The organism is Flavobacterium sp. KH_035 (assembly GCF_057839565.1).
This window is the reverse complement of record NZ_CM174492.1, coordinates 1-16,169: the sequence shown is the minus strand read 5'-3', so window position 1 is coordinate 16,169 and position 16,169 is coordinate 1. Positions and strand designations below refer to the sequence as shown.

Annotated in this window: 16 protein-coding genes; 5 read left to right on the top strand and 11 right to left on the bottom strand. The window is 36.0% G+C overall.

Translation table 11 applies throughout. The features are described 5' to 3' along the window. Positions 1 to 220 precede the first annotated feature (220 nt). Positions 221 to 1,621, bottom strand: a complete 1,401-nt coding sequence (locus AC3IS6_RS00080; protein WP_173966204.1) for a trypsin-like peptidase domain-containing protein — start codon at positions 1,619 to 1,621, stop codon at positions 221 to 223. A gap of 140 nt (positions 1,622 to 1,761) precedes the next feature. On the opposite strand from AC3IS6_RS00080, the gene dapF reads away from it, so the two are divergent. From dapF to AC3IS6_RS00055, 5 genes are all read left to right on the top strand, one after another. Beyond that, the gene (gene dapF, locus AC3IS6_RS00075; protein ID WP_489162656.1) at positions 1,762 to 2,544 is read left to right on the top strand and encodes a diaminopimelate epimerase; all 783 of its coding nucleotides are present in this window, start codon (positions 1,762 to 1,764) and stop codon (positions 2,542 to 2,544) included. Positions 2,545 to 2,598: 54 nt separating this feature from the next. Next, the gene (locus AC3IS6_RS00070; protein ID WP_489162654.1) at positions 2,599 to 3,132 is read left to right on the top strand and encodes a GNAT family N-acetyltransferase; all 534 of its coding nucleotides are present in this window, start codon (positions 2,599 to 2,601) and stop codon (positions 3,130 to 3,132) included. Between the two features lie 10 nt (positions 3,133 to 3,142). Then, entirely contained in the window at positions 3,143 to 4,183 is a 1,041-nt protein-coding gene (gene mltG / locus AC3IS6_RS00065; RefSeq protein ID WP_489162652.1) for an endolytic transglycosylase MltG, read from the top strand. Between the two features lie 38 nt (positions 4,184 to 4,221). Beyond that, a complete protein-coding gene (locus AC3IS6_RS00060) occupies positions 4,222 to 5,106 on the top strand; it encodes a DUF2279 domain-containing protein (RefSeq protein WP_489164941.1) in 885 nt (294 codons plus the stop codon). A 99-nt stretch (positions 5,107 to 5,205) separates the two neighbouring features. After that, the gene (locus tag AC3IS6_RS00055) at positions 5,206 to 5,853 is read left to right on the top strand and encodes a peptidoglycan-binding protein LysM (protein WP_264525065.1); all 648 of its coding nucleotides are present in this window, start codon (positions 5,206 to 5,208) and stop codon (positions 5,851 to 5,853) included. A 53-nt stretch (positions 5,854 to 5,906) separates the two neighbouring features. Here AC3IS6_RS00055 and scpA read toward each other — a convergent pair whose 3' ends face one another. The 10 genes from scpA to dnaA form a co-directional block, all read right to left on the bottom strand. After that, the gene (gene scpA / locus AC3IS6_RS00050; protein WP_489162650.1) at positions 5,907 to 8,048 is read right to left on the bottom strand and encodes a methylmalonyl-CoA mutase; all 2,142 of its coding nucleotides are present in this window, start codon (positions 8,046 to 8,048) and stop codon (positions 5,907 to 5,909) included. 43 nt (positions 8,049 to 8,091) lie between these two features. Then, positions 8,092 to 9,456, bottom strand: a complete 1,365-nt coding sequence (locus tag AC3IS6_RS00045) for a methylmalonyl-CoA mutase subunit beta (RefSeq protein ID WP_489162648.1) — start codon at positions 9,454 to 9,456, stop codon at positions 8,092 to 8,094. Between the two features lie 16 nt (positions 9,457 to 9,472). Further along, complete coding sequence (locus AC3IS6_RS00040; RefSeq protein ID WP_489162646.1) at positions 9,473 to 9,799, bottom strand: FtsB family cell division protein; 327 nt, start codon at positions 9,797 to 9,799, stop codon at positions 9,473 to 9,475. 145 nt (positions 9,800 to 9,944) lie between these two features. Beyond that, complete coding sequence (udk, locus tag AC3IS6_RS00035; RefSeq protein WP_173966195.1) at positions 9,945 to 10,553, bottom strand: uridine kinase; 609 nt, start codon at positions 10,551 to 10,553, stop codon at positions 9,945 to 9,947. A gap of 328 nt (positions 10,554 to 10,881) precedes the next feature. Further along, positions 10,882 to 11,763: an SDR family oxidoreductase gene (locus AC3IS6_RS00030; RefSeq protein WP_055095442.1), complete on the bottom strand. Its 882-nt coding sequence runs from the start codon at positions 11,761 to 11,763 to the stop codon at positions 10,882 to 10,884. Between the two features lie 77 nt (positions 11,764 to 11,840). Further along, complete coding sequence (locus AC3IS6_RS00025; protein ID WP_489162643.1) at positions 11,841 to 12,968, bottom strand: methionine aminotransferase; 1,128 nt, start codon at positions 12,966 to 12,968, stop codon at positions 11,841 to 11,843. Between the two features lie 251 nt (positions 12,969 to 13,219). Further along, positions 13,220 to 13,504: a hypothetical protein gene (locus tag AC3IS6_RS00020; RefSeq protein WP_489162642.1), complete on the bottom strand. Its 285-nt coding sequence runs from the start codon at positions 13,502 to 13,504 to the stop codon at positions 13,220 to 13,222. Between the two features lie 12 nt (positions 13,505 to 13,516). Beyond that, entirely contained in the window at positions 13,517 to 14,230 is a 714-nt protein-coding gene (locus tag AC3IS6_RS00015; protein WP_291285519.1) for an SAM-dependent methyltransferase, read from the bottom strand. 34 nt (positions 14,231 to 14,264) lie between these two features. After that, on the bottom strand, positions 14,265 to 14,732 hold the full coding sequence (locus AC3IS6_RS00010) for a low molecular weight protein-tyrosine-phosphatase (protein ID WP_489162640.1): 468 nt from the start codon (positions 14,730 to 14,732) through the stop codon (positions 14,265 to 14,267). A 9-nt stretch (positions 14,733 to 14,741) separates the two neighbouring features. Next, positions 14,742 to 16,169, bottom strand: coding sequence for a chromosomal replication initiator protein DnaA (dnaA, locus tag AC3IS6_RS00005; protein ID WP_065451227.1), 1,428 nt, complete (start codon positions 16,167 to 16,169; stop codon positions 14,742 to 14,744).

The following is a 16,169-nucleotide window of genomic DNA, read 5'->3' as shown; positions in this document are numbered from 1 at the left end:
TTATGATTTATTTTTGAAATTTGTATAAAAAATATTTTTTCCTAATTAGTTAAAAAATGAGCTTATGATAATGAAAATGGGAGTTCATTTGTGAAGGAAAACAAAAAAGTCACCTTATTTCTAAGATGACTTTTTTATGAGTTTTCAGTCTCAGTTGGCAGTTTCCAGTGGAAAACAAACTGTAAATCGAGACTGAAAACTGAGACTGTAAAAGGGAGACTTAAATAATAATTCGGAGAATTTCACCCGATTTACTAATCATTTCAAGACGTACACTTTGTCCGTCATTTTTTCTGTTTAAAAGTTTAGAAACCGTTTCTATATTGGTTGCTTTTACATTATCAATACTCAAGATGATATTGCCTTGCAGTTCATTTTGATACTGCATTAAATTTTCGTTGGTTATGCTTCTGATTTTTACACCATAATCAATTTTGAATCTCTTTTTATCCGAAGCATCGATATTTTCTAATTCGATTCCTTTAAACTCGGTACTGAAAAATTCATTTTTACTTAAAGTTACCGGTACTGTTTTGGTTTTTCCATCTTTGATATAGGTTACCTTAACGACATCATTCGGGCGTTTTGTGTTGATGTAACCTGATAAATCTGCATAAGTTGCAATATTTTGGTCGTCAAGTTTAACGATGATATCTCCTTTACCAAGCCCAGCTTTTTCAGCGCCGGAATTTTTGGATACTTTACTAATGTAGAAACCTTGTGTTTCTGTAATTCCTAATTCTTTAGAAGCGGTACTGTTTAATTCGCCACCTTCAACACCCAAGATACCTCTTTGTACATTCCCGAATTCCATAATGTCTTCGATTATTTTGCGGGCGATATTAGACGGAACGGCAAACGAATAGCCTACATAGGAACCTGTCATCGAAGATATCATTGTGTTAATACCAATCAGTTCGCCTCTGGTATTTACTAAGGCACCACCGCTATTTCCGGGATTTACTGCGGCATCCGTCTGAATAAAAGACTGGATTCCGTTTGTATCCAGATTTCTGGCTTTTGCCGAAACAATTCCGGCTGTAACAGTAGAAGTTAAATTATACGGATTCCCTACTGCCAAAACCCATTCTCCGATTTTTACAGAATCAGAATTGGCAAAAGCGGTATAAGGTAATTTCTCATCAGCATTAATTTTTAGTAAGGCAATATCCATTTTAGAATCGGTACCAACTAATTTAGCTTTGTATGACTTTTTATTGTTTAAAGTGATTTCGATTTCTGTAGCATCTTTAATCACATGATTATTGGTTACAATGTATCCGTCTTCTGAAATGATAACTCCGGATCCGGTTCCAACTTGCTCTTGTTGCTGTTGACCTCCGTAACCGTAGAAAAATTCCATCATTGGGTTGCTGACTGTTCTTCGCGAAACATTTTTTACGTGAACCACAGTGTGAATGGTTTTATCTGCGGCTGCTGTAAAATCAACCGTTTCGGCAGATAAGGCTACGTTTCTTCCAAATGAATTTGGGGCAAGAGTAACAACAGAATTTCCTCTTCCAAAAAAAGAATTGTTGCTTTCAAATAATAATTTGTAAGCACCAAGGGTAGTTGCACCACTAAGTAGTGAAACTAAAAATAAGGTTGAAAATCTTTTCATATTACAGTTTATATTATTGGTTATTTTAACGTAAAAATACTTCAAAAAATTATTTGATAAAACGGTTTAACGCTCTTTAACATTGATTAACATTTCATTAATTATTTGTTCGTACTTTTGTGTTTATTAATGTAAAAAAAATGCAAATAGAATTTTATAAATACCAAGGTACAGGGAACGATTTTGTTATGATTGACAACCGATCAGAGTTCTTCCCAAAAGAAAATATTAAATTGATTGAACGCTTGTGCGACAGACGTTTCGGGATAGGTGCGGATGGACTTATTTTGTTAGAAAATGATACCGAAACCGACTTTAGAATGGTCTATTATAATTCAGATGGTAATCAGAGTTCGATGTGTGGAAATGGTGGCCGTTGTCTGGTCGCTTTTGCTAATCAATTGGGGGTGATTGAAGATAAAACTACTTTTATTGCGACCGATGGTTTGCATCATGCTTCGGTAGGGGAGGATGCTATTGTTTCATTGCAGATGATTGATGTTGATGAAGTGCAAAAGAATGATTCTTATACTTTTTTAAATACTGGTTCGCCACATCATGTGCAGATTGTGGATGATTTAGAGCATTACAATGTGAAAGAAAATGGTGCGGCAATTCGTTATGGTGAGTTATACGGAGAAAAAGGAAGTAACATTAATTTTGTGAAAAAAGTAGATGACAGTACCTTTTCATTGCGTACTTATGAAAGAGGTGTTGAAGATGAAACTTTGGCTTGCGGAACAGGAGCAACCGCAGTAGCAATCGCGATGAATGCTATTGGTTTAACAAATGAAACTTCCATTAATCTGAATGTTGAAGGCGGTAAACTGGTCGTTTCTTTTGACAAATCTGGAGATCATTTTACCAATGTTTTTTTGACAGGACCTGCTAAATTTGTTTTCAAAGGAACTATTGAAATTTAATCACAAAGAGCACAAAGACCATTCAAAAATCAGCAATCTACAATCTAAAATTACATGATAACACTCAAAGGCGACTCGATTTATCTGCGTGCATTAGAACCCAATGATTTGGAATTTGTGTATGCTATGGAAAATGATGAAAGCATTTGGGAAGTGAGTAACACACAAACCCCTTACAGCAGGTTTTTGATACGTCAGTATCTTGAAAATGCACAACAGGATATTTATGAGGCCAAGCAACTGCGTTTGGCTATTTGTCAGGATCAGGACTTTCCGGCGATTGGATTAATTGATTTGTTTGAGTTTGATCCAAAAAGCAACAGAGCAGGTATTGGAATTGTCATTCAGAAGGATGAAAACAGAAATCAAAAAGTTGGATCTGAGGCATTAGGGCTTTTAATTAACTATGCATTTCGTAATTTAAATTTGCACCAATTATATGCAAATATTGCTGTGGGAAATGTAGCAAGTGTAGCTCTTTTTACTAAATTTGGCTTTGAGAAAATAGGAATTAAGAAAGATTGGATTTTGCTCCACAACCAGTATCAGGACGAAGCAATGTTTCAGTTAATTAACAAACACATTTAAATTTAAAACTTTGAGCATAAAAAAAATCATCACGTTAACTGCTGTTGCCGTAATTTCAGTTTTAATGGTTTACGGATTTATTTTAATTAGTAAAATCTTTAGTGCCAATACCAAATTCGAGGAAAAAGAATTGTACGTGTATGTTCCAACAGGAGCGAATTATACCGATGTGAAGAAAATATTAGAGCCCTATATCAAGAATTTTGAGGATTTTGAAATGGTGGCCAGCAAAAGAAGTTATCCTGAAAATGTAAAGTCAGGTCGTTTTTTGCTTAAAAAAGATATGAATAATATGGATTTGGTTCGTGCTATGCGTTCTAATGTTCCGGTAAAATTGGCTTTTAACAATCAGGAGCGTCTGGAAAATTTTGCAGGAAGAGTAGGTTCTGAAATCGAAGCCGACAGTTTGTCTTTGATGAAAGCCTTTAAAGATCCGGAATTTTTGGCAGCAAACGGTTTCAACGAAGACAACGTCTTTGCCATGTTTATCCCGAATACGTATGAAATTTACTGGAATACCTCTGCAGAGAAATTCCGTGATAAAATGATCAAGGAATACCATAATTTTTGGACGGCCGAGAGAATTGAAAAGGCAAAAAAACAAGGATTAACTCCAGTTCAGGTTACTATTTTAGCTTCGATCGTTCACAAAGAGTCAGTAAAAAAAGATGAAAGACCTCGTATTGCCGGTGTTTATTTGAATCGTTTGCGTTTAGAAATGCCATTACAGGCAGATCCGACTGTAATTTATGCTTTAAAACTAAGAGATAACAATTTTGATCAGGTTATCAAAAGAGTATTCTACAACGATTTGCTTATGAGATCTCCGTACAATACGTATGTGAATATTGGACTTCCTCCGGGACCGATCGCGATGCCTGATATTACAGCTCTCGAAGCGGTTTTAAATCCGGAAAAAAACGATTATATTTATTTTTGCGCTAGTGTTGAACGTTTCGGATACCACGAATTTGCTGCTACTTTAGCCGAACATAATGTAAATGCAAAAAAATATTCAGACTGGATTGCTAGTCAGGGCGTAACAAGATAGTTTTGAGTTTTAAAAATATATTTTTCTTATCGGTTTTGATGTTGTCGGGTATTTTTTCTGTGAATGCCCAAAGAAGGTACGAAAGTTTTTTAACCCCTTCGGACAGCTTAAATAAGAAACGACAAAATACAGTTATCGTTACTGAAGCTGCTCTGGCTTCAGTAACCTTACTGGGTTTAAATCAGCTTTGGTATGCCGATTATCCGCGTTCTAATTTTCATTTTATAAATGATAATAACGAATGGCTTCAGATGGATAAAGTAGGGCATATGTATTCAGCATATCATTTGGGAAGGTTTGGCGCTGAAATGATGAATTGGAGTGGTGCCAATCAAAAAAAGCAACTGATTTACGGAGCAGGTTTGGGTTTTGCTTTTTTAACGGCTGTTGAAGTTCTGGATGGCTTTTCGGCCGAATGGGGTGCTTCTTCAGGTGATATTATTGCCAATGCAACCGGTACTGCCTTATATGTTTCTCAAGAATTACTTTGGAAAGAACAGCGTATTATTCCAAAATTTTCTTTTCATACTACACATTACGCAAATTTAAGGCCTAAGGTATTGGGAAGCTCGTTAAATGAGGAGGTCTTAAAAGATTACAATGGACAAACCTATTGGCTTTCTGTAAACCTTCATTCTTTCGCAAAACAAAGCAAAATTCCAAAGTGGTTAAATCTCGCTTTTGGTTATGGAGCGGAGGGAATGTTAACAGGAAATTTACAAAAAGATAATCTGGATTTCGCTCAAAACCCTGAAATATTTCGTCAGATTTATCTTAGTTTTGACGTAGATTTGACGAAAATTGAAACAAAATCGCATTTTTTGAAAACTATTTTTTCTGTTTTTAACACTATAAAAATTCCGGCTCCAACTCTCGAATACTCCGCCAATAAAGGGCTGAAAGCACATGTCTTCTATTTTTAGAAAACCTTAACTTATTGATTATCAGTATTGTTTGTTTTTTGTTACCTTTGCACCGTAGAAATTTCAAAAAGGTGACAGCGTTTTGAAGAAAAACAATTTATGATAAAGAAGTGGTATTTTTATGCGAGTTTGATCGTTATTATTACATTTTTGACTTTGGGTTTTAAACCCTTTAATCTGGAAACCAAACCGTGGTTTCTAATAGAAAAAACAGATGGATCTGAATACTTATTTCCATCGCAGGAAGAGGATGATTATCCTACCTTGCACAAATTAAACACCCCATTTACCGGAAAACGTCTTATTGGTTTCAAAGAAGCAGTGGCTTTTAAAGAATCTCAAGGAAAATACCGTTTGGTAAATTCACTTGGTTATATGGGGAAATATCAATTTGGGACTCAGGCACTGAGAGCGATTGGTGTTCGAAACAACAAAGCCTTTTTAAAGGATCCTGCCTTACAGGAAAAAGCTTTTATTGCGCTATTGTCCAAAAACAAATGGATTTTGCGTAATGAAATCGAAAAGTATGAAGGGAAAGTGATCAGTGGTATTGAAATTACCGAGTCTGGTATTTTAGCCGCTGCACATCTTGGAGGTGCCGGTTCAGTTAAAAACTTTTTTAAGAATAACGGAGGCAGGCATTTTAGGGATGCTTATGGAACTTCATTAAAAAGTTACCTGAAAGCCTTTGCAGGTTATGATCTTTCTTATATTGAAGCCGATAGTAACGCTACAATACACCCTTAAAAAACATCAAACAAAAGAACAAAAAATCCCGATAAACTCGGGATTTTTTTATGTTAGTCAATTAGAATTTCTAAGATTTTAATAGCAGCTTCACTAATTTTTGTCCCGGGACCAAATACTGCTACTGCTCCGGCATCAAAGAGAAATTGGTAATCCTGTGCCGGAATTACTCCGCCCACAATAACCATAATGTCTTCTCGTCCGTGTTTTTTAAGCTCTTCAATTACCTGAGGTACCAGAGTTTTATGCCCCGCAGCAAGTGATGAAACACCTAATATGTGTACGTCATTTTCAACAGCTTGTTTGGCAGCTTCAGCCGGCGTCTGAAAAAGCGGACCTATGTCTACGTCGAAACCTACATCGGCATAACCTGTAGCGACTACTTTTGCACCTCGATCGTGTCCGTCTTGCCCCATTTTTGCAATCATAATTCGGGGACGTCTTCCTTCTTGTTTAGCAAAGGCATCTGCTAATTGTTTTGCCTTTTCAAAATTTTCGTCGTTTTTTATTGCTGCACTATACACACCGCTAAAGGATTTAATTTGTGCTTTGAATCTGCCGAATATACTTTCAAGAGCATCGCTAATTTCTCCTAAAGTCGCTCTGTTTCGGGCGGCTTCAATTGCAATTGCTAATAAGTTTCCTTCTCCGGTTTTTGCACAATGAATTAATTTTTCGAGTGATTGATTTACTTTTTCAGTATCTCTGGTTTCTTTAATTGTTTTAAGCTGATCAATTTGCTGCTTGCGGACCATTTGGTTGTCAACATCCAGAATATGCAAAGGATCTTCTTTTTCTAAGCGATATTGATTTACACCTACAATTATATCTTGTCCGCTGTCTATTCTTGCTTGTTTTCTCGCTGCCGCTTCTTCGATTCTTAATTTTGGAATTCCAGCTTCAATGGCTTTTGTCATACCGCCTAATTCCTCTACTTCTTCGATAAGTTTCCAGGTGCTTTTGAGTATTTCATCGGTTAAGCTCTCCACATAATAGCTTCCTCCCCAAGGGTCAACGGTTTTGGTAATTTTAGTTTCTTCCTGTAAAAAGATTTGGGTATTACGGGCAATTCTTGCCGAGAAGTCAGTAGGTAAAGCAATAGCTTCATCCAATGCATTGGTATGCAGTGACTGTGTTCCTCCAAAAGCTGCCGCGGTTGCTTCGATACAAGTTCTGGCTACATTGTTAAAAGGGTCCTGTTCTGTTAAACTCCAGCCACTCGTCTGACAGTGTGTTCTCAGGGCTAAAGATTTGTCACTTTTAGGATTGAATTGTTGTACTAATTTTGCCCAGATCATTCGACCTGCTCTCATTTTGGCAATTTCCATAAAGTGATTCATTCCAATGGCCCAAAAGAAAGACAATCTTGGAGCAAAATCGTCAATAGTCATTCCGGTTGAAAGTCCGGTTCTAATATACTCAAGACCATCGGCCAGGGTATAAGCCAATTCAATATCAGCAGTAGCACCGGCCTCCTGCATGTGATATCCCGAAATAGAAATAGAATTGAATTTTGGCATTTTTTTGCTCGTAAATTCAAAAATATCAGCAATGATTTTCATCGAAGGAGTTGGTGGGTAAATGTAAGTATTACGCACCATAAACTCTTTCAGGATATCGTTTTGGATGGTTCCGGATAGTTTTTCAATAGATACACCCTGTTCTTCGGCTGCAACAATATAAAAAGCCATAATAGGTAAAACGGCTCCGTTCATCGTCATCGAAACCGACATTTCGTCAAGTGGAATCTGATCGAACAATACTTTCATGTCTTCGACAGAATCGATTGCTACTCCAGCTTTTCCAACATCACCAACTACCCGCTCATGATCTGAATCATAACCTCGATGGGTTGGTAGGTCAAAAGCAATGGAAAGTCCTTTTTGTCCGGCAGCTAAATTTCTTCTGTAAAAAGCATTGCTTTCTTCTGCGGTCGAAAATCCTGCATATTGACGAATCGTCCACGGACGTCTTACGTACATTGTAGCGTAGGGGCCGCGTAAATTGGGTGCAAATCCGGCTCCGAAATTCAAGAACTCTAAATCTTCAATATCCTTTTCAGCGTATTTCTTTTTGAGCTCAATACCTTCGGCTGTTGTAAAGTTCTCAAGTAAGGATTCTGAGTCAGGCACCTGCACGTCTAACTTTGCACTGTTGATATCTAACGTAATATGTGTGAGGTCTTTTCTAATCATGGAGACTCTTCGTTGTAGGGTTTAATTAATTACTTTAAAAAGATTATTCAAGTTCTAAGCGTTCCTGCTCCAGTTTTTCGGCCAGTCTTTTTTCTATTATTGGAGTAATTAATGTTTTTCGGGGTTTTACTTTTACGAAAGGAAACAATTCTAAGTCATGTTTCATTTTGTCTTCTTTGTTGGGATGTTTGTTTGTTCCTAACAAAACTTCTTTTTTAGAGTCAAATAATTCCTGTTCTTTTGCGGCACTTTCCTGAATTTTCTTTTTGATCGATCCGTCGTTCAAAAGTTTTAAGAAACCTCCGTTTGCTTCGATGTCTTTAAACAGTGCTAAGCTTTTTTCTGCGAGCTGCAGGGTAAGGCTTTCAATATAATAACTGCCGTCAGCCGGATTATCGACTTTGTCAAAGTAGCTTTCGTGTTTTAAAACCAGCAATTGATTGCGGGCAATTCTATCACCAAATTCATTGTCTTTATGGTACAAAGAATCGTAAGGTAAGTTGGCTACAGCATCTGCACCACCTAAAATAGCCGACATACATTCTGTTGTGGTACGCAGCATGTTAACATTATAATCGTAAATCGTTTTATTTCGTTTGGTTGGAGTGACCAATAAATGACATTTTAAGTCTGAATTGTATTCCGCGGCGATTAATCCGAAAAGCATTCGTAATGCGCGAAGTTTTGCAATTTCAAAGAAGTAATTGGTTCCTACTGATACTTCAAAAACAATTGGTTGGGTCGTATTAGGAAATAGGTTCAGGTATTCATTAGCATGTGCTAAACTGTATGCGATTTGCTGTGTGATATTAGCGCCGGCATTTTGATACAAACCCGAATCTATACTTAAGATGGATATATTGGTTACAGTTTTTATTATTTTTTCGAGGGTCTCAAAATTGCTTTTCTCGGCTGTTGTAAACCAGTTTCCTTCTCTTGCTAAATGACCAATAGGATCGATGTTACAATAAAAAGTCGCCTTCTTTTGAATTGATATGCGGTCTAGTAGTTGTGCGAAATCGATTGAAATGAAATTCAAATTAAAGTAAACGATTCTGTTTTCTAAAGGAAGTGCCTCTAGTAATTTTTGAATATCAGTGGTTTCATTTTCGATTGTAAAACGTAAACTTTCAGCACCTCTTTCAAGAGTATTGATGGCTCTTTGAATCGATTTCTCTATATCGTAAACAAAAATGTTCTGGCAAATGTTAAAATTTGAAACTTGAGTTTGTACAGTTACAGCTTTTGTGAATTCATCACTGTGGTAAAATGGTTTTACCTGAATGTCTTCGGGAGAATTCCAAATTACAGTCTGGTTGTAATCGGCTCCATCTAATTCAAACTGAATTTTTTGTTTCCATTGTTTGGATGAAATCGGATTAAAATCGTCGAATAGGGTAGTGGCCATTGGGTGTTTTTTCGGGTTATTCTTTATCTTGAATGGTGTCTCCTTCAAATTGGATGATGTAAATATCTTCGCTGTCTTTTTTCATAAAGTACTTCTCGCGAGCATATTTCTCTATTTGTTCAGGATTTTTAAGCTGTTTGATCTGTTCCTGATCCTTTTTTATTTCGTCCTGATAGTATTTTTTATTGTCTTGTAATTCGTGGATTTGGTTGTCCAGAAAACGATGATCAAAATAAGAATAATTATCTAAGAATAACATCCATACTACAAAAAATAATAACACCCAAACATATTTGTTGCCTAGGAGTTTGAACCATTTTTTGTCTTTATATGGGTTTTTCATTTTAGTTTTTATTTAACCGCTTGTGTTGTGTAATTTCGATTGGTGTTTTTGATTCTGGTAGAAGTGATAATCCTTTTGTGCCGTTGTGAGGCACAAAAGGTTAAATGGATCTTCTAATTTTGATGCAATAAATTTACAATAAAAATTATAAAATTCGTTGATTAATTACAGCCCGGACAACATCAATTGCAACGGTATTGTATTTGTCGTTTGGAATGATAATGTCCGCGAAAGCTTTAGAAGGTTCTATAAACTGTTCGTGCATTGGTTTTAAAGTGTTTTGATAACGAGTTAAAACTTCGTCAATATCACGTCCACGTTCTGAGATGTCTCTTTTTAAACGTCGGATTAATCTTTCGTCTGAATCTGCGTGAACAAAGATTTTAATGTCAAAAAGATCACGTAATTCCGGATTTGTTAAAATTAAAATTCCTTCAACAATCATAACTTTTCTCGGGTGAGTTGAAACCGTATCATCAGTTCTATTGTGCTGTATGAAAGAATATACAGGCTGATCGATAGTTTCGCCAGCTTTTAGTGCTTTAAGGTGCTTTACCAGTAATTCAAAATCTATCGCACGCGGGTGGTCAAAGTTGATTAATGCTCTTTCGTCAAACGACAAATTGGTAGTCTCTTTATAATACGAATCCTGAGAAATTACGCCCACTTCAGTGTCCGGTAATTCATTCATGATTTGGTGTACTACTGTCGTTTTTCCACTTCCTGTTCCTCCTGCAAGTCCAATAATGAGCATAAAATTTGTGTTATATATTTGTACGGCAAAAATAATAATTTAACTGGATTGATAATGGAATCCGAACTTTAAAATTGTGTTTATAAGTAGAAGTTTAATAGAGATCCCGGATTGATTGAGTAAATTGTGAATTGTGTAAATCAAATAGTAATTTTGATTTTTCTATGTGGTGCTCGATATAGGGAAATGCGCACAGAGGTACTTCTACTACTATTTTGGTAATATGATTTTTAGTTATACAAAAAAAATCCCGATAGCAAGGCCATCGGGATTTCGTGCAATCAGTATAGTTTTAAAAAAGTATTCTGAATTTAGTAAGCACTTGTAATTATTTATTCTTTTTTGCTTTAATCATCATTTCAAGCTGGTCCCAAAGTTCTTCGGGAATTGCTTCCAATAGATTAAACTGTCCGGCACCTTTTAGCCATTCACCACCATCAATTGTAATAACGTCTCCGTTTACATAAGCTGAAAAATCTGAAACTAAATATGCAGCCAGATTAGCCAATTCCTGATGGTCACCTACGCGTTTCAATGGTACTTTTTTGGCCATGTCGAATTTTTCGGCCAAATCTCCCGGTAATAATCGGTCCCAGGCTCCTTTTGTAGGGAAAGGCCCCGGAGCAATTGCGTTAGAACGGATTCCGTATTTTGCCCATTCCACTGCCAAACTGCGAGTCATAGCTAAAACTCCTGCTTTTGCAGTAGCACTTGGCACTACGTATGCCGAACCTGTCCAGGCATAAGTCGTAACAATATTTAAAATCGTAGCAGAGGTTTGTTTGGTGTCAATCCAGTGTTTACCAAAAGCCAGTGTACAGTTTTTAGATCCTTTTAATACAATATCAATAACAGTATCAAAAGCATTCGCAGATAAACGTTCTGTTGGCGAGATAAAGTTTCCGGCAGCATTGTTTAAAAGAACATCCACTTTTCCAAAAGTTTTTAAAACTTCCTGAAGCATGTTCTCTACTTCTTCGTAATGACGAACGTCACATTGAAGCGGTAAACATTTTCCTCCGGTTTCAGTTTCAAGTTCAGTAGCAGTATTTTTAAGCTTTTCTAAATCTCTTGAAGTAATGGCTACCTGAGCCCCTAATTCCAGGAAGTATTTGGTCATAGCTTTTCCTAAACCGCTTCCTCCGCCTGTAACAACAATGACTTTGCCTTTTAAAGCGTCATCTCTTAACATTTTATCTGTATAGCTCATATGATTTTCTTTTTATTACAATATTAATTAAATAAATAGGATGCACGCATAATAATGTTATAAATTTTTGATAAACTTTAAATATCACATAGTTTTTTTGCAGCTGCTTCGAGGGTAGAATTGTCTTTGGCAAAGCAAAAACGTATTAGTTTTTGATCTTTGTGATCGGAATAGAAAGAAGAAATTGGAATTGCAGCAACTCCATGTTCGGTGATTAAATTTTTACAGAAAGTAACATCGTCTTCATTTGAAATGCCGGCATAAGAAGCCACCTGAAAATAAGTTCCTTCGCAAGGTTTTAATTCAAATCGGCTGTTTTGAAGCAGTTTCTGAAAATAATCTCTTTTTTCCTGATAGAATTTCCCAAGCAGGCTGACGTCAACAATTTCTAAATACTGGCTAATAGCTGCCTGTGAAATACTATTCACGCTAAAAACCAGAAATTGATGTACTTTTTTGATCTCGTTCATTAAATGTTTCGGAGCAACGGTATAACCAATTTTCCAGCCGGTAATGTGAAATGATTTTCCGAAAGATGAAACCATGATACAGCGATTTAAAAGAAATTCTTTAGTATGTGCCGAAATGTGTTTTTCTTCAAAAGTGATGTATTCGTAAACTTCATCAGATAATACCAGAACATCCGGGTGTTGCTCTAATAATTTTTCAAGTTGAAGAAAATCATCTTCAGTTAAAATTTTTCCTGTGGGATTGTGCGGATTATTGATGATAATCATCTTCGTTTTTGAAGAGCAGGCTTTTGCTATCGTTTCCCAGTTAGGAGTATAGTCGTCATTTAGCGCGACACGAATTGGTTTTGCATTACATAATAAAACTGGAGATTCATACGAATCATAACTCGGATCTAAGATGATGACTTCATCTCCTGTTTTTACCAAAGCCAGAATGGTAGTAAAAATTCCCTGAGTAGCTCCGGCCGTAACCAGAATTTCGGCTTCGGGTCTGATGATTCGGTTATAGGAGGTTTGAACCAATTTTGCGATTTGCTCCATCAATGGCGGATAACCGGCCATTGGAGTATATTGGTGCACGTTTTCTTTTGTGAGTTTTGCCAGTATGTCAGTTAATCTTTCGTCTACAGGAAAATTCGGAAATCCCTGTGATAGATTAATCGCATTGTGTTCCGTCGCCATTTTAGACATGACTGTAAAAATACTGGTGGTAATGTTTGGGAGTTTACTCATGATAAAGTTTGATTAGGGGAAACTTTTGAGTACAATATAAGGTAATTTTTATTTCTATAAATAATTACTTTAAGAAATTATTTATAGAAATTATTTATAGAAATGGGTAATGAATATAAAGTTCTAACAACATTGTCGTTTTGTTTTCCGGGAATCCAATTTGGAGAAGTCTTTAAAACACGAATAGCTTCAGCGCCAGTTCCGGAACCAATATCTCTTAATACTTTATATCACTTAATGAGCCATCTTTTTCAATTATAAAAGTTACATATACGTTTCCTTATAAGTGTTTTATCTTTTGGATTTTTATAATTTTCTTTAATAAATTTATCCAGTGCTTGCTGTCCTCCGGGAAATCTGGGAAGAATTTCTAATCCAGCAGTATTATAGATGTGATTTTCATCAATAATTATTTCTTCCTCTTTGTAATTTTTCAGATTGTCTCGTAAATCATCTTGGGACTTCTTAACTTCCTTGTGTTGAGAAAACATATTCTGTGCAAAACAAATTAAAATAAGGAATAATAATTTTTTCATAAATAATGTTTTTTACATTTTATGAATAATGAAAATCGTTGGTCGATTATGCAAATCAACTTTCAATTTTTTCCAATCAGAAACTCGCATAGTTTTAATAAATTCCGTTGGAAGGGTAATATCGGTTGCAATGCAAAGATGAGTTGAAGGATTCAGAATTTGCAAAATGTCTTCCACTAATTTGTTGTTTCTATAAGGTGTTTCAATAAAAAGCTGCGACTGATTTTTATCCTGAGACAGTTTTTCAAAATACTTTAATGCCGATTTTTTCTCGTCTTTATCAATTGGCAAATAACCGTTGAAAGTAAAACTTTGGCCGTTCATACCAGAAGCCATCATAGCCAATAAAATAGAAGACGGACCAACCAATGGTACTACTTGAATTCCTTTTTCATGTGCCAGTTTTACAATTACAGCACCTGGATCGGCAACTCCGGGACAACCGGCTTCGCTCATTAAACCCACATTTTTTCCTTCGAGTAAAGGTTTGATGAAGTCTAAATGTTCGCTTGGCTCTGTACGTTTGTTAAGCGTAAAAAGAATTAGTTCGGATTGTTTTTTCTCTGGAGACACCGCTTTTATTGATTTACGGGCCGTTTTTTCGTTTTCAACAATATAGTGGTCTATAAAATCAATACTTCTTTTAACAGTTTGAGGTAAAACATCCATCGGATCGCTTTCCCCCATTGTTGTTGGAATTAAATAAAGTTTTCCGAGAAGTTTCATATATGTCTTTTTATGTTGTTAGAAAAAGAAGAACTTATAAGTGTTTTTCGATAAGTTTCTTCGAGATGATATCGGTTACTTCGTCTAACATCTGATATACATTGTCAAATCCGTTGGTGACACCGAAGTAGGGGTCCGGGACATCTACATTTTCGCCCGGAAATAATTCGTCTAAAATTAGACAAACTTTATTTTTTTGTGCTTCGTTCTGAGCCAGTTTGATAACGTCGTCATAATTCGAAGAATCCATCACATAGATGTAATCAAAAGTAGTGAAGTCAGCAGTTTTGAATTGTCTTCCTTTTTGGTTTCCAATGTCGAGGCCTTTTTTTTTGGCAACTGCTATAGATCGTTTGTCAGGGGAGTGGCCTACATGCCAGGATCCGGTTCCGGCTGAGTCAACGATGAAGTTATTTTTGGGCAATTTTGAAGCTAAAATACCTTCAGCTAAAGGGGATCTGCAAATGTTCCCCAAACAAACCATTAAGATTTTTACTGGCATGGTGCGCGTTTATAGCGTTAGTTTTTTGTTAATGTCTTCGACAAATTTTTTGAATTGTTTGTCTGTAGAAACTAAATTATCAACTGTTTTGCAAGCGTGTAATACGGTGGCGTGGTCGCGATCTCCAATTTGTGAGCCAATGTTTGCTAAGGAAGCTTTTGTGAATTTCTTTGCAAAAAACATGGCCAATTGTCTCGCCTGTACCACGTGCCTCTTTCGAGTTTTCGATTGAAGCGTTTCGATATCAAGCTGAAAATAATCAGATACAATTTTTTGGATATAATCGATAGAGATTTCTCTCTTTACGTTTTTAACAAATTTCTCTACAACACTTTTGGCCAATTCAATAGTAACTTCTTTTTTGTTGAAAGAAGACTGAGCGATTAAGGAAATAATAGCTCCTTCTAATTCTCGAACATTACTTTTGATATTGCGTGCTACGTATTCGATAATATCTTCCGGCATCTCAACACCATCACGATACAATATGTTTTTTAAGATCGAAATTCTGGTTTCGTAATCCGGCTGATGTAATTCAGCAGATAGTCCCCATTTGAAACGAGACAACAAACGCTGTTCAATATCCTGCATGTCAACAGGTGCCTTGTCAGAAGTTAGAATTACCTGTTTTCCGTTTTGGTGCAAATAGTTGAAAATGTGGAAAAATACGTCCTGTGTTCCTGATTTTCCGGATAAAAACTGAACGTCGTCAATAATTAAAACATCGATTAATTGATAAAAATGAATGAAATCATTACGATTGTTCTTTTTTACCGAATCAATATATTGTTGTGTGAAAATCTCGGCAGAAATGTATAAAACCGTTTTTTCAGGATATTTATCTTTTACTTCCACACCTATAGCGTGTGCAAGGTGTGTTTTTCCTAATCCAACTCCTCCGAAAATCAATAATGGATTAAAGGATGTTCCTCCAGGTTTGTTGGCAACAGCCATACCTGCAGAACGAGCCAAACGATTGGAGTCTCCTTCAAGGAAATTGTCAAAACTATAATTAGGATTTAACTGTGATTCAATTTTTAAATTTCTGATCCCCGGAATTACAAACGGATTTTTAAGTTCAGGATTTAAGTTTTTAAACGGAGCATCAACCTCTTGCGGTTTCATCGGAACTCTGTTGGAACTTGGCAGCTGCTCGGTAAAAGGCTGTTTATTTCCATAAGTGTTCTCCATTTTAATTTTATAGAGTAACTTTGCGTTTTTTCCCAGTTCTTTGGTAAGCGCAACTTTCAATAATTTTACGTAATGCTCTTCGAGCCATTCATAGAAAAATTTACTTGGTACTTGAATGTATAACGCGTTGTCGGTTAGCTCAACTGATTTGATTGGTTCAAACCAAGTTTTGTATGCTTGATCTTGAATATTGTCCTTTATAAAAGACAAACAGTTTTCCCATACCGATTGAGCAGTTTTAGTCAT

What these genes read in the sequence shown, in the direction of transcription:
- scpA (WP_489162650.1), bottom strand. Translation starts at nt 8,048, where the DNA reads ATGATTAGAAAAGACCTCACACATATTACGTTAGATATCAACAGTGCA.
- AC3IS6_RS00070 (WP_489162654.1), top strand. Translation starts at nt 2,599, where the DNA reads ATGATAACACTCAAAGGCGACTCGATTTATCTGCGTGCATTAGAACCC.
- AC3IS6_RS00045 (WP_489162648.1), bottom strand. Translation starts at nt 9,456, where the DNA reads ATGGCCACTACCCTATTCGACGATTTTAATCCGATTTCATCCAAACAA.
- dapF (WP_489162656.1), top strand. Translation starts at nt 1,762, where the DNA reads ATGCAAATAGAATTTTATAAATACCAAGGTACAGGGAACGATTTTGTT.
- AC3IS6_RS00080 (WP_173966204.1), bottom strand. Translation starts at nt 1,621, where the DNA reads ATGAAAAGATTTTCAACCTTATTTTTAGTTTCACTACTTAGTGGTGCA.
- udk (WP_173966195.1), bottom strand. Translation starts at nt 10,553, where the DNA reads ATGCTCATTATTGGACTTGCAGGAGGAACAGGAAGTGGAAAAACGACA.
- AC3IS6_RS00020 (WP_489162642.1), bottom strand. Translation starts at nt 13,504, where the DNA reads ATGAAAAAATTATTATTCCTTATTTTAATTTGTTTTGCACAGAATATG.
- dnaA (WP_065451227.1), bottom strand. Translation starts at nt 16,169, where the DNA reads ATGACTAAAACTGCTCAATCGGTATGGGAAAACTGTTTGTCTTTTATA.
- AC3IS6_RS00015 (WP_291285519.1), bottom strand. Translation starts at nt 14,230, where the DNA reads ATGAAACTTCTCGGAAAACTTTATTTAATTCCAACAACAATGGGGGAA.
- AC3IS6_RS00055 (WP_264525065.1), top strand. Translation starts at nt 5,206, where the DNA reads ATGATAAAGAAGTGGTATTTTTATGCGAGTTTGATCGTTATTATTACA.
- AC3IS6_RS00030 (WP_055095442.1), bottom strand. Translation starts at nt 11,763, where the DNA reads ATGAGCTATACAGATAAAATGTTAAGAGATGACGCTTTAAAAGGCAAA.
- AC3IS6_RS00040 (WP_489162646.1), bottom strand. Translation starts at nt 9,799, where the DNA reads ATGAAAAACCCATATAAAGACAAAAAATGGTTCAAACTCCTAGGCAAC.
- AC3IS6_RS00060 (WP_489164941.1), top strand. Translation starts at nt 4,222, where the DNA reads ATGTTGTCGGGTATTTTTTCTGTGAATGCCCAAAGAAGGTACGAAAGT.
- AC3IS6_RS00010 (WP_489162640.1), bottom strand. Translation starts at nt 14,732, where the DNA reads ATGCCAGTAAAAATCTTAATGGTTTGTTTGGGGAACATTTGCAGATCC.
- AC3IS6_RS00025 (WP_489162643.1), bottom strand. Translation starts at nt 12,968, where the DNA reads ATGAGTAAACTCCCAAACATTACCACCAGTATTTTTACAGTCATGTCT.